We start from the raw sequence: 14165 nt of genomic DNA on the forward strand, positions 1-14165 counted from the left end.
AACGAAAAAAATTATCAGCTGTCTCATCTATCAAAAATAACGAAATATAGAATCGATTATTTGCTTTTAGAGATAAATTAGTAATTTGTACGAAAATTATTTTACTCCTCTCCCAACCTTTTTACAAAAAACACTCTCTATATAAGTAAAACCCACTTTATGAAAAAAATTGTACTTGCTCTTTTGTTGCTGACTTCTGGCCTATTTGCACAAACGGATAAAAAATGGAATAAAGTTATTGCTCTTGAGAACGAAGGCAAGGTCAAATCTGCCAGTGGAATAGTAACTGAAATTTATAAAAAAGCTGTATCCGAAAAAGATGAAGTGCAGATGATAAAATGCTTTTTTTACCATTCAAAATATTTACAGGTTGTGGATGAAAACGCCCAGACTAAAATCCTTAACAATCTCAAAAAGGATATTGACCGGGTTTCTATTCCGTCAAAAGCTATCTTAAATTTTGTTTATGCAAAATGCCTGAATGATTATTATTCCAACAATCAATATATTTTGTATGACAGAATAAACACTTCAAGTCTGGATGAAGATTTTATGACATGGACAGAAACTACTTTTAATGATCAAATTAATAATGCTTACAAAAAGACCATAGAAAATGAAGCCGTTTTAAAAAACACACCACTGACAAAATACGAAGCTGTATTTGATTATTTGACTGATGAAGAGTTTAAAAACCAAACTTTATATGACTACCTTTTAAAAGAAAATATTGTCTACTATTCATCAAAAATAAAAGAATGGGAAATAGACAAAAAAGAATTTTCAAAGCATAAAAAAGAACTATTGGCAAATTCAAAAGATTTTATAAACCTGAATCTGGATTTTGTGACTAACCAGCCTCTGAAAGAAGTTTTAAATCTATATCAACAACAGGAAAAAATTCATCCTGGTTCAGAAAATCAGTGGGGAAGAATACAATTTTGTAAAAAATACGTAATTGAAAACAATGAAGACTATCTTTTATCGCTAATTGATTTGCAGAATATTTCTACGAATGAAGAATTAATTCAAAAAATCAGATTAGAAAAAGCACTGGTTTATCTTCAGCTTGCCTCAAAAAACACATACCCTGATTATAAAATTAAAGCGGCCAAATTACTGGACAGTATTTTGGTCGTTAATAATCATTCTAACACTTACAAACTAGCCAGCCGCGAAAAAAAACAGCTCAACTCAAAAAGCTTATATGTCCAGCTTCAGGAAAACAATTATAAGGATGAGAACACAAGAGCTTTTATAAAATACAACAATATTGACCACTTAAAAGTTTCATTTTTCAAAATCACCCAAAAACAATTAGCCGAATTAAGTAAGTTCCCCAAATATTCAGATATTTTGACACACTCCGTTCTGGAGAAACAAAAACCAATAGTTTCTAAGGACTACACTCTTCTAAACAAAAAAGATTATTTTCAATATTCTACAGAAATACTTTTACCTAAACTTGAAAAAGGCTGTTATGTAATTTATTTTGAAAGCAATTCTCTCATAAAAAATGCAAAGGCGTTTGCTTTTGATTTTATTACAGTTTCAAATATTGCTGTTTTGGCTAAAAAGGAAAATTTAAAAGATATTTTTCAGATTGTAGACCGAAAAACAGGATTTCCATTAGAAAACGTAACCATACAAACACCTAAACAAATTATCAAAACAGACAATAATGGCGTAGCATCGTTTGAAAAAATAGAAAACAATTATTATAGCGACGATTATATCCAATTTTCAACACCAAATGATACACTTTCAATTCGCAAAAGAAATTTAAATAGCGTTTACGATTATAGCAACCATTCTACAGAGAAAACCAAAGGAAAAGTCAGCTTTTATTTGGACAGAGCTATTTATCGTCCTGGTCAGAAAGTATATTTTAAAGGAATCGCTACACAAAAAAACAACGACAAAACCTCTGTTTTACCAAACTCGGTTTTCAAAATTGCCATTACAGATGCCAACTATAACGATTTTAAAGAATTTGAAGTTACCACTAACGAATTTGGATCATTTTCTGGTGAATTTGATTTACCTAAAAATGGAAAAAACGGTTATTACGGAATCAGGATTGTAACCCCAAACGATCATAAAAACAGATTCATTTATGACCCGGAAAAAGAGGAATATGCAATCTGGAATAGTGTTGAATTTGAAAACTCACAAACTGATTTTAGGGTCGAAGAGTATAAACGTCCAAAATTTGAAGTTAAATTCGAACCTAAAAAGCAGACTTTTCAGGTTAACCAGTCTGTAAAAATAAAAGGAAATGCAACAGCATTTGCAGGAAGCCCTGTTTCTAATGTCTCTGTTAAATATCAAATTAGCCTGAAACCCTATGTTAATGAAAATGGTCACTACTATTTTAAAAATGGAAAGTCTGAAACGATTTCAAATGGAGAAACACAAACTGATGCTACAGGAAAATTTGAAATAAATTTTATTGCAAAACCATCTGAAAATTTAACAAAAGAAAAGCTTCCCGTTTTTGAATATCACATCAAAGCCAGTGTAACAGATATAAACGGAGAAACCCGTGATGCCTCTACATCAATCAAAGTCGGTTATCATGATTTAATTTTAGGAACCTTTATTCCTGCTCAGATTGAAACTAAAAACAAAAATGAAATTATATTAAGCAGTACCAACTTAAACGGCGAATTTGCAGCTGTTAAAGGCGAACTAAAAATCTATTTTGCAAGTCCGTTATCTCATAAACTCAAAAGACGTATTTTTCAACAGCCTGAAATAGAATCAATTTCCAAAGAAGATTTCGAAAGATTATTTCCGTATGAAAAAAACGAAACTGACGAATCCGCAGATTCCCTGGTTTACACCAAAAAAATTGATACTGAAAAAGATAAAAAAATAGCCCTTAACTTTATTTCAAATTACAAATCAGGCAATTATAAAGTTGTTTTTTCGGCAAAAGACACTTTTCAAAACAATATTGAAAGCAGCAGCATTTTCCAGCTTTTCCAAAACAAAGACAGATTCAATTTTTCTAAGCTTTTCACGGCTGAACAAATCAATAAAGATGCAAAAAAAGATGGCTTTGTATTGATAAAACTAACTTCTGTAATTCCTGATCTTTATATCAGTACTTACGGCAATTATAAAAGCAAACAGTATATCGAGACCAATATTCGTTTGCAAAACCATGAAGGCTTTGTCAAAATCCCAATAAAAAAAGAATTTGAAAAAGCGATGAATGTCAGTTTTCAAAGTGTTTTTGAAAACGAAAGTCATACTGCCCAAATAAACGTAACACTAAAAACAGATGAAAAAGGCCTCGAATTGGATACTGCAACTTTTAGAAATAAAATAGAACCCGGAAACAATGAAAGCTGGTCTTTTAAACTAAAATCTATTAATACTAATACAGAAAGCGAAATCCTGGCTTCAATGTACGACAATTCTTTAGACCAGTTTTACCAAAAAAAATGGCCGGATTTAAAATTCTCTGAATACCATGGTAATTATGCAACATACAAAACCGGGCTAGGGTTTGAAAACACTTCAGGGTACCTGCATAATCTAAATCCTCTCCCGAATAAAATAGAACTCAGCAATGAAAACAATATAAAGCTGATGTGGTTCGGGTTTAACTTTCATGATTCTTTCACATTACATCAACAAAGAGAATATCAAAAACAACTTAATAAAAAAATAAAGAAGCCTGTAGATACTAAAAAGATCTCCGGAATCATAACAGATCAAAACAACTTACCTGTTCCAGGGGTTTTGATTTCTATAAAAGGAACCCAGCGAAAAGCAACTTCTGACGTTGATGGCTATTATGAAATAGAAGCCGCAAAAAATGAAGAATTATTTTTTAGCTGTATTGGCTATAAGAGTCAGTCAATCTCAATAGAAAACATAAAAGAAATCAACATTCAACTCGCTGATGATATAGATAATTTAAAAGAAGTGGTCGTTGTGGGTTACGGTTCCCTAAAAAAGAAAGATAGTACAGGAGCAGTAGCAATGGTTGTAGAAGAAGACAACAATGTCTATAATACGGCAGGAGTTGATGAACCATTGCAAGTCGGATCATTCAAAAAAATCACTGAAAAAGACCTGGAAGCCTTAAACCGGATACAAGCTCGAAAAAATTTATCAGAAACCGCATTCTTCCTTCCCAATTTAAAAACAGATTCTAAAGGAAGAGTGAGTTTCAATTTTACTTCACCCGAAGCTTTAACAGCCTGGAAACTTCGTTTGATGGCACATAATAAAGATGCTGTTTCCGGTTATTTGGAAAAAAGCGTAGTAACTCAAAAAGAACTGATGGTTTTGCCTAACTTCCCACGCTTTTTTAGAGAAAAAGATACAATTGTAATCAGTGCAAAAATTTCGAATGTTACCGCCAAAGCCAAAACCGGAATCTCCGTTTTACAATTCTTTGACGCCACTACCATGCAGCCCATTGATGCCAAAATGCTAAATGCTGATAATATAAAAAACTTTACAATTCCGGCTTACGGAAACACAAAGGTAAACTGGAAAATTACAATCCCGGAAGGTTTGCAGGGCGTTCAATATAAAATTTTGGCTAAATCAGATAGTTTCTCTGATGGTGAAGAAAGCATACTTCCGGTTCTAACCAATAATATGCTGGTTACAGAAAGTATTCCGATTTGGGTTCGCGAGAATTCTTTCAAAGAATATACGTTTGAGAATTTAAAAAATAATACTTCAACAACCTTAAGAAACCATCAGTTTACTTTAGAATATACGTCAAACCCAACATGGATTGCAATTCAGTCCCTTCCGTATCTGATGGAATATGAGCATGAATGTGCCGAGCAGACTTTTGCCCGCTTTTATGCAAATGCTTTGGCTTCTGAAGTTATTTCGAGTAATCCGAAAATCGCAACTGTTTTTGAAGACTGGAGAAAAAACGGAAAACTGAATTCTAAATTAGAAGAAAACGAAGAATTAAAATCAATTATTCTCGCTGAAACACCATGGCTGAAAGATGCCCAAAGTGAAGAGGAAAAGAAAAAAAATCTGGCTCTTTTATTTGATTTGGAAAAGATGAAAACTTCTCAGGAAGCGACTTTTCAAAAACTAAAACAAAAACAAAAAGCTTCAGGAGGATTTTCGTGGTTTGACGGAAGTGACGAGAACGAATATATTACCAGACATATTCTGGCAGGTTTGGGACATTTGTCTAAATTGAGCAAAGGCCACGCTTCGCAAATTGATGAAATTGCAAAAACCGGAATTCCATATATAGATTCTAAATTTCTGGAACATTATAGAATCAGAACCAAAAACATCAAAAAAGCTGACAAACTCATTTGGATTAATCCGCATTTTGATTTGCATTATCTTTACGCCAGAAGTTTTTATCTGGAGAAATATCCGCTTTCTGATACATTAAAAAAAGCGTCCAAATTATATTTGGAAACAGCCAAAAATAATTGGCTTTCTTACTCCCTTTACGAAAAAGGAATGACTGCCTTGACCCTAAATCGTTATGGAGAAAAAGATACGGCCAAAAACATTTTGGAAAGCTTAAAAGAAACGTCTTCCAACAACGAAGACTGGGGAATGTACTGGATTGCAAATAAACCAGGCTGGTACTGGTATCAGGCACCAATTGAAACTCAGGCTTTATTGATTGAGGCTTTCGCCGAAGTGACAAACGACACCAGATCTGTTGATGCGATGAAAGTGTGGTTATTAAAAAACAAACAAACCAAAAACTGGCCAACGACAAAATCTACCACAGAAGCAGTTTATGCGTTATTGATGCAGGGAACCGACTGGCTGAGTGTAAAGGACAACACTATTGTCAAACTGGGAGATGAAAAAATCATGACCAAAAAATTAGCTGAAAATGAAAAAGAAGCTGCAACGGGTTATATCAAAATGAACTGGAAAGCAGACGAAGTGAAAAAAGAAATGGCTTCAATAAGCATCGAAAACAAATCGAAAGTTCCGGGTTTTGGCGGTGTGTACTGGCAGTATTTTGAAGATTTAGATAAAATCAAAACCAATTCGGGAGCCGTTTTATCAGTTGCAAAAGAATTGTATCTTAAAAAGAGTACTCTCAAAGGAAATGAATTAGAAAAAATCACCTCTAAAAATCCATTAAAAACCGGTGATTTAGTAACGGTAAGATTGATTATTTCTTCTAAAGAAGATACAGAATATGTACATTTAAAAGACATGAGAGCCTCCTGTTTTGAACCTGTAAATGTACTTTCAGAATATAAATACAAAGATGGTTTAGGATATTATATGAGTACAAAAGACGCTGCAACTCATCTTTTCTTTGATCATGTAAATAAAGGAACTTATGTAATAGAGTACGACATCCGTGTCAATAACAGCGGTGAGTTCTCAAATGGAATTACCACTATCGAAAGTATGTATGCACCGGAATTTACCAGTCATACGAAAGGGATTCGGGTTAAGGTGAACTGAAATTCCAAATTTTAAATTCCAAATTCCAAAAGAAATATCGATAAAAAACCCGACAAGTTTCAGAACCTGTCGGGTTTTAATTTTATAAATAAATTGAAATTATTTCGCAATCGTTAATTCGTCAATAATGTTTTTGGCTCCGGCATATTTGTCGATAATCCAAAGTACGTAACGAATATCTACGTTGATTGTTCTTTGTAATTTAGAGTCAAAAATTACGTCTCCGGCCATTGCTTCGATGTTACCATCAAAAGCAATTCCGATTAACTCTCCTTTTCCGTTAAGAACCGGAGAACCTGAATTCCCTCCTGTAATATCATTGTCTGTTAAGAAGTTTACCGGCATATATCCAGCTTTATCAGCATATTGACCAAAGTCTTTTGCTTTGTTCAATTCTAATAAACGAGCCGGCAAATCAAATTCCTGATCACCTGCTTTATACTTTTTCACCATACTTTCCATAGTAGTATAGTTGTTGATTTTAGCATCGTTACGAGGATCTGTAGGCAAAGCACGAACTTTTCCGTAAGATAATCTTAAAGTAGAGTTTGCGTCCGGATATTTAACTGTATTCAGTTTTGATTCTCTTAAACCTTCTACCAAAACGCGGTAAGCAGTTGCAAATCCGTCATCAGCTTTTGCCTGATCCGGTGATTTAGCACGATATTTTGTCAATAAATCGGTAGAAATAATATACAAAGGATCCAATGGAAGTGCAGCTGGTTTTGGACTTGCCAGATATTCTAACACTTTTTCTTTAGATGCAAAAAAACTGGTTTCAGTCGCTTTTGCTATATCTGCTGTAAAATCACCGTTATTAGCTGCTTTCATTTTAGCAATTTGTGGTGCTAAACCGTATTCTGCCGCTTTAGAAGCATATAAATTTAATTGTGCGGTTAATACATCTTTTTCTAACGGAGCATAAAATTCACCATAAATATCCTCAACCATTGCGTTGATTTTAGGCAGCATTTCTGCTTTTTTAGCATCATTTTCTTTAGAATAGGCAATTAATGCATTTCCTAAAGTTGCCGGTCCAGTTGCAAGAGCTGAAGTACGTAAAAGCTGAATCAAATAATTATCGTGAGTTGCTTTTAAATTTGTTTCTCTGTAATAATCATTTATCGTTGGAATAACATTTTCGTATTTCTCTTTATTAGCAGGTTTACTCGCCCACTCATAGAATTTATCTTCCTGCGCAGCTTTTATATCTACTGTTCCGGCTTTGGTCAACGCATCAATCATACCCTGACGGTTTTTCCAGTAATTTGCAGTCGAAGCATATTTAGACGCATATTGTAGACGAACAGTAGCATCTTTATCCATATACTTTTTCATTTGGTCCATTCCGGTTTTAGCACCTTCAACCCATGCAGGATAAGCATATTTTATGTTTTGCTCGATTCCGCCAGCCGGCATCCAACGGTTTGTTCTTCCCGGATACCCTAAAATCATGGCAAAATCATTTTCTTTTACTCCTTTAATGCTTACAGGCAGATAATGTTTTGGCTGCAAAGGCACGTTGTCTTTAGAATACTCTGCAGGATTTCCGTCTTTGTCAGCATATACTCTGAACATTGAGAAATCTCCTGTCTGACGAGGCCATTCCCAGTTGTCAGTGTCTCCACCAAATTTACCAACACTTTCAGGAGGAGTGCCTACTAAACGAACGTCTGTATAATCCTGATAAACGAAATAATAATATTCATTTCCCTGAAAGAAAGGACGAACCGAAACTGTATATTTCCCACCTTCGTTATTTTCTTTTTCGATTAAAGCAATTTCCTGCTGAATGATTTTGTTTCTTTCTGTTTCTGTCATGGTAGGATTTACTTTGGACAAAATTCTTTTAGAAACATCATCCATACGCACGAAGAAACGAACGTATAATGATTTTGGTTTCATTTCGGCACTTTTTTCTTTTGCCCAAAAACCATCTTTCAAATAATTTTGCTCAGCAGTTGAAAGTTCAGCAATTGCATCGTAACCACAGTGGTGATTCGTTAAAACCAATCCGCTTTTTGAAACGATTTCAGCGGTACAACCTCCATTGAATTGTACAATAGCGTCTTTTAAACTGTGATGGTTAATGCTGTAGATTTCTTCGGCAGTCAATTGCAGACCCATTTTCTGCATATCTCTGTGATTCAGCCTTTCGATAAACATTAAGAACCACATTCCTTCATCGGCTCTTACAGGAAATGCCATAAGGCACATCGTTAAAAATAAAACTATTCTTTTCATCATAATATTTGAATTAGTCTTGCGAAGATAATTCATTTTCACAATTTCATCATGCAATTGTCTTTGAAAATGCAATCTGTTGATCTTATTTTATAATTAAATTACGAATTTAACATTAGTAAAAACAAAAAAATGCTCTGTTTCCAGAGCATTTTTAATATAAACTTTTGATTTTATTATTCATTCAACATTTTCCAAAGCTTATCTTTTAAATCTGTCAAACCTTGCTGGGCAACAGATGAAATAAACATGTATGGTACACCTTTAAAAGAAACATCTAACTCCGCTTTTAATTCGGCTTTGAGTTCGTCGTCCAGCATATCACATTTTGATATCACCACAAGACGTTCTTTGTCAAGCATCTCAGGATTATACTGGGTTAATTCATTTACCAGAATATCATATTCTGCTTTGATATCCGGAGTATCTACCGGAACTAAAAACAGCAAAGTCGAATTACGCTCGATATGACGCAGGAAATAATGCCCTAAACCTTTACCTTCTGCAGCACCTTCAATAATTCCGGGAATGTCGGCAATTACAAAAGACTGGAAATCCCTGTACGCTACAATTCCTAAATTTGGTTTTAAAGTCGTAAACGGATAATCAGCAATTTTAGGTTTTGCTGAAGTCAGTACAGACAATAATGTCGATTTTCCTGCATTTGGAAAACCTACCAATCCAACATCTGCCAAAACTTTAAGTTCGAGAATAACATCCATTTCTAAACCTGGCAAACCTGGCTGGGCATAACGTGGCGTTTGATTTGTCGAACTTCTAAAATGCCAGTTTCCTAAACCTCCTTTTCCTCCTTTTGCCAGAATCTTTTTTTCACCGTGTTCAGTAATTTCAAAAAGTGTTTCTCCGGTTTCTTTGTCTTTTACTACAGTCCCAAGAGGGACTTCAATGATTTTATCTTCTCCGTCTGCCCCTGTACTTCTGTCAGAACCTCCATCTCCACCATGACCGGCTTTAATATGACGGGCAAACTTTAAATGAAATAGTGTCCAGAGTCCTTTATTCCCTACTAAATACACATGTCCTCCACGGCCTCCGTCACCTCCGTCAGGACCTCCTTTTTCAATAAATTTCTCTCTATGTAAATGTGTTGATCCCTTTCCTCCTTTTCCGGAAGAAACGTATATCTTAACATAATCTACAAAATTTCCTTCTGTCATTTTTTCTTGTTTATCTGTAGTTTCAAGTTCAGGTTTCAGGTTAACAGCATTGAGCAAACTTGGAACGTGAAACGTGAAACAAAATTCTCTACTCTTTTAAAGCTTTTACTAACACTTTATCAATCTTCACACCGTCCATATCTACAACTTCTAATACGAATTTTTGCCAAATTAATTTTTCACCTTCTTTTGGAATATGCGAAAGCTCGGTCATGATCATTCCGCTTACGGTGTTTACTTCGTAATCGTTTGTCAGTTCATCTAACTCAAAATAGGTTAAGAAATCATGTAATGAATAATGTCCGTCAACCAGCCATGATCCGTCTTCTCTTTCTATTAATTGAAACTCGTCTTTATAAAAATCGGAGGCGTCTCCTACCAAAGCTTCCAAAATATCGTTTAAGGTAATCATACCCTGAAAAACACCATATTCATCAGAAACCAATGCATAGTGAACACCTGTTTTTTTGAAGTTCTCTAATGCTTTGTAAGCTGTTGTCTGTTCCATCAGATAAGGCGCTTCAGACGTTATTGTTGCCAGGTCAAAATTGTCTTTCTCAATATTGGCAAAAATATTTTTTAAGGTTACAACACCTACTATATCATCATAATTATCTTTGTAAACCGGATAAATAGTATGAAGATCATGCAAAACCAATTCTTTTATTTTGGCTTTATCCGTATTTAATGGCAGCATATCAACCGATTTTCGGTGTGTCATTAACGAACTTACTTTACGGTCTCCAATGTGAAAAACACGTTCTACGATGTCCTGTTCAATTTCCTGAACTTCACCAACTTCAGTTCCTTCTTTAATAATGGCTTTAATTTCTTCCTCAGTAACTTTTCCGTCAGCAGTTGGTTTTATTTGAAGTACATTCAATAAAAAATCCGTTGACGAGGTAAGCAGCCAGATAAATGGTGCCGTAATTATCGAAATTACTTTCATTGGCATAGCCACCATTTTAGCAATGGATTCGGGATAATTTAGACCGATTCGTTTGGGCAGTAATTCACCTAAAACCAATGAAAAGAAAGTTAAAACGACAACCACAATTCCAACTGCAACTGAATTAGCATACGGTTTTAAAATTTCAAATCCGCTGACAAAAACCTGAACATCGGTTGTGATTTTATCTCCCGAATAAATACCTGTCAAAATTCCGATTAAGGTGATTCCGATTTGTACAGTCGATAAAAATTTGTTTGGGGAATTGGCTAAATCGAGTGCTGTTTTAGCGCTTTTATTTCCTTTTTTTGCAGCAGTTTCAAGTCTGTTTTTTCTGGCCGAAATCAATGCGATTTCTGACATCGAGAAAACTCCGTTTAATAGTATTAGAAAAAATATTATTAGTATTTCCAATTTGTGGCTTGTTCGTTATATAATAGTTCGTTAATGTAATTTGTAACCTGATCGTGTTATAGCCCAGATGGAAGAGAAAAGCCCGGAGCTAAAAAAACTAATTTTTCCTGCCAGAAAACAGCGACCGGAGGAAGCTCGTTTTATGGTTTGGAAAAATAGTTTTTTTAGCGAGGACTTGTAACGTACAGCTGGAAAAGCTTCTACAAATTATCTATAACTGACGTTAATCTTTCTGTAATTTCTTCAATTGTTCCGATACCGTTTACGGCATGAAATTTATTCTGCTCTTTATAATATCCAATTAACGGAGCTGTTTTTTCGTTGTATTCCTGATATCTTACACGAATTTTGTCTTCGTCCTGATCGTCAGCTCTTCCACTAGTTTTTCCTCTTTCAAGCAAACGGGCTACCAAAATTTCGTCATCAGCTTCTAAAGCGATTGTTGCGGTAACTTTTGAACCAATTGTTGGTAAAAATTTATCTAAAGCCTCAGCCTGATTGATTGTTCTTGGGTATCCGTCGAATAAAAATCCTGCTGTATCCGGATGTTTTTTTACTTCATCAATTAACATTTCGGTAGTTAATTCGCAAGGAACCAATTCTCCATTGTCCATAAAACCTCTTGCTTTTTTACCTAGTTCAGTATCATTTTTTAAATTGAAACGAAAAATATCTCCTGTTGACAGGTGTGTCAAATTGTATTTTTCTTTTAAAAATTCTGCCTGAGTTCCTTTTCCTGCTCCCGGCTTTCCAAATAAAACGATGTTAATCATAATGAATGTAATTGTTGTGACTCCTTATTTTAAGAAGTTTAAAATGAATATATAGTTGTGTTTGTTTAAAATTATTCTGCTAACTTATAGACTTCGGGTAAATTTCTCCCTAAACCATCGTAGTCAAGGCCATAGCCTACAATGAATTTGTTTGGAATCCTGATTCCTACGTAATCTATTTTAATATCTTTTTTATAGGCTTCCGGTTTAAAGAATAGGGTTGCAATTTTAAAATGCTTTACATTTTGCTCCTTAAACTTCTGTTTCAATTCTTCAATTGTATTTCCTGTGTCAATGATATCTTCAATGAGCACAACACTTCTTCCAGAAAGATCCTGATTGATTCCGATTAATTCTTTAACCGAATTGGTGCTTTCTGTTCCTTCATACGATGCCATTTTAATGAATGAAACTTCGCAGGGGTTTTTATATTTTTTTAAAAAGTCTGAAACAACCATAAATGCACCATTCAAAACTCCGATAAAAATTGGAGTATCATCTCCAAAATCATCTTCTACGTGCGCCACTATTTTGGATAAAGCAAAATCAATTTCTTTTGCCGAAATAAATGGAACAAATTGTTTATCGTGAAGTTGTATCATTATTTTTGTTCTTTAAAATAATGGACAAAGATACAGAATTACTACCAAACTGTAAGTATCTAAATGTTATAGTAGCGGTACTTTTTTATGAATGTTAAATATCAGTTAATATTTACAAAGGTTTTGGGGTAACTCTTTCAGAATCATTAAATTGTTATTAAACAAATATTTAATCAAAAAAACATGAAAATTGCTATACAATTATTATCTGTATCCTTATTAACCGTCATAACAGCCTGCAATGGTCAGGTTAAAAAAGAAGAAAAAGAAGCGCTGGCAAAACAGCCTGCCAATGTTGTAAAAACTGCAATTGGAGATATTACGCTTCCTCCACCTTATGCAACAGAATCTAAATCTAAAAACAGTAAAGTTATAGGATGGCCGGAAGGAAAAACACCAAAAGCGCCGGAAGGTTTTACTGTTACAAAATTTGCTGACGGCTTTAGCAATCCGCGCTGGTCTTATATAGGGCCAAACAATGATATTTTTGTTGTGGAAAGCGGGACAAGAATGAGCAAAAACCAAATCATAATTTTGCGTGACAAAGATAAAGACGGTGTTTTTGAAACCCGGGAAGTGTTTTTGAAAGACCTTAACAAACCTTTAGGGATGCTTATTCTAAAAGACTATTTTTATGTTGCCAATACTGACGGGCTTTACCGTTATCCCTATAAAAACGAACCTTTAAAATTAGAAACCAAGGGCGTGAAAATTGTTGAGCTTCCGGCCGGAGGCTACAACAATCACTGGACCAGAAGCCTTCTTACTAACCCTGAAGGAACAAAAATTTATATTGGCGTTGGTTCAGGAAGTAATGTTGGAGAGAATGGCATGGACAAAGAAATTCGCCGCGCAGCAATTTTAGAAATCAATCCTGACGGAACCGGCGAAAAAATTTACGCTGAAGGTCTTAGAAACCCAATGGGAATGGACTGGAATCCGGCCAATAAAAAAGAGCTATGGACTGCAGTGAACGAGCGTGATGAACTGGGAGATGATTTGGTTCCTGATTATATTACCAGTGTAAAAAGAGGCGGTTTTTATGGGTGGCCATATTCTTATTTCGGCAGTATTCCTGATCCGAGATGGAAAGGAGAACGAAAAGATTTAATCGAGAAAGCAATTGTTCCTGACGTTCCGGTTGGTGCACACACTGCTTCTTTGGGACTGGCTTTTTATACTAAAAATGCCTTTCCTGCAAAATATAAAAATGGGGCTTTTGTAGGTCAGCACGGTTCCTGGAATCGTTCTGTAATTTCTGGTTATAAAGTGCTGTTTGTTCCTTTTAAAGACGGAAAACCATCCGGAAAACCGGAAGATTTCTTAACCGGTTTCATTTCCGATGCTGAAAAAGCGGAAGTGTATGGCCGCCCAGTTGCGGTTACGGTTATGAATGACGGATCGCTTTTGGTAAATGATGACAGTGGAAATACGATCTGGAAAGTTACTGCTAACAAATAAAATTCCAATCTCATAATTATCAAGATAAATTCCAAATCCCAAACTTTACGATAATTATTTAAACAAATAGAGACATACTATTCGGGAAGCTTAAAAA

Annotated in this window: 7 protein-coding genes; 2 read left to right on the forward strand and 5 right to left on the reverse strand. The window is 34.7% G+C overall.

Going from position 1 to position 14165, the window contains the following annotated elements; translation table 11 throughout:
• Window positions 1–159: 159 nt before the first annotated feature.
• Entirely contained in the window at window positions 160–6447 is a 6288-nt protein-coding gene (locus GXM16_RS08820; RefSeq protein WP_163394002.1) for an alpha-2-macroglobulin family protein, read from the forward strand.
• Between the two features lie 99 nt (window positions 6448–6546).
• Here GXM16_RS08820 and GXM16_RS08825 read toward each other — a convergent pair whose 3' ends face one another.
• The 5 genes from GXM16_RS08825 to hpt form a co-directional block, all read right to left on the reverse strand.
• Window positions 6547–8691 carry a S46 family peptidase gene (locus GXM16_RS08825; RefSeq protein ID WP_163394132.1) on the reverse strand — a complete coding sequence of 715 codons (2145 nt, stop codon included), beginning with the start codon at window positions 8689–8691 and terminating at the stop codon, window positions 6547–6549.
• Between the two features lie 176 nt (window positions 8692–8867).
• Window positions 8868–9869 (reverse strand): GTPase ObgE, encoded by a 1002-nt coding sequence (gene obgE / locus GXM16_RS08830; RefSeq protein ID WP_163394003.1) that lies wholly within the window; start codon window positions 9867–9869, stop codon window positions 8868–8870.
• An 88-nt stretch (window positions 9870–9957) separates the two neighbouring features.
• Window positions 9958–11232: a hemolysin family protein gene (locus tag GXM16_RS08835; RefSeq protein WP_163394004.1), complete on the reverse strand. Its 1275-nt coding sequence runs from the start codon at window positions 11230–11232 to the stop codon at window positions 9958–9960.
• A 200-nt stretch (window positions 11233–11432) separates the two neighbouring features.
• On the reverse strand, window positions 11433–12005 hold the full coding sequence (locus tag GXM16_RS08840) for an adenylate kinase (protein ID WP_163394005.1): 573 nt from the start codon (window positions 12003–12005) through the stop codon (window positions 11433–11435).
• A gap of 71 nt (window positions 12006–12076) precedes the next feature.
• Window positions 12077–12607: a hypoxanthine phosphoribosyltransferase gene (gene hpt, locus GXM16_RS08845; protein WP_163394006.1), complete on the reverse strand. Its 531-nt coding sequence runs from the start codon at window positions 12605–12607 to the stop codon at window positions 12077–12079.
• Between the two features lie 183 nt (window positions 12608–12790).
• Between hpt and GXM16_RS08850 the strand changes: the two genes are divergently transcribed.
• Window positions 12791–14068 (forward strand): PQQ-dependent sugar dehydrogenase, encoded by a 1278-nt coding sequence (locus tag GXM16_RS08850; RefSeq protein ID WP_163394007.1) that lies wholly within the window; start codon window positions 12791–12793, stop codon window positions 14066–14068.
• The last annotated feature ends 97 nt before the right edge of the window (window positions 14069–14165 follow it).

The sequence above is a fragment of the Flavobacterium limi genome (assembly GCF_010645075.1).
Classification (GTDB): domain Bacteria; phylum Bacteroidota; class Bacteroidia; order Flavobacteriales; family Flavobacteriaceae; genus Flavobacterium; species Flavobacterium limi.

Bases quoted from the DNA above. Each gene is read 5' to 3' on its own strand.
- GXM16_RS08820 (WP_163394002.1), top strand. From the start codon at position 160: ATGAAAAAAATTGTACTTGCTCTTTTGTTGCTGACTTCTGGCCTATTT.
- GXM16_RS08840 (WP_163394005.1), bottom strand. From the start codon at position 12,005: ATGATTAACATCGTTTTATTTGGAAAGCCGGGAGCAGGAAAAGGAACT.
- hpt (WP_163394006.1), bottom strand. From the start codon at position 12,607: ATGATACAACTTCACGATAAACAATTTGTTCCATTTATTTCGGCAAAA.
- GXM16_RS08850 (WP_163394007.1), top strand. From the start codon at position 12,791: ATGAAAATTGCTATACAATTATTATCTGTATCCTTATTAACCGTCATA.
- obgE (WP_163394003.1), bottom strand. From the start codon at position 9,869: ATGACAGAAGGAAATTTTGTAGATTATGTTAAGATATACGTTTCTTCC.
- GXM16_RS08825 (WP_163394132.1), bottom strand. From the start codon at position 8,691: ATGAAAAGAATAGTTTTATTTTTAACGATGTGCCTTATGGCATTTCCT.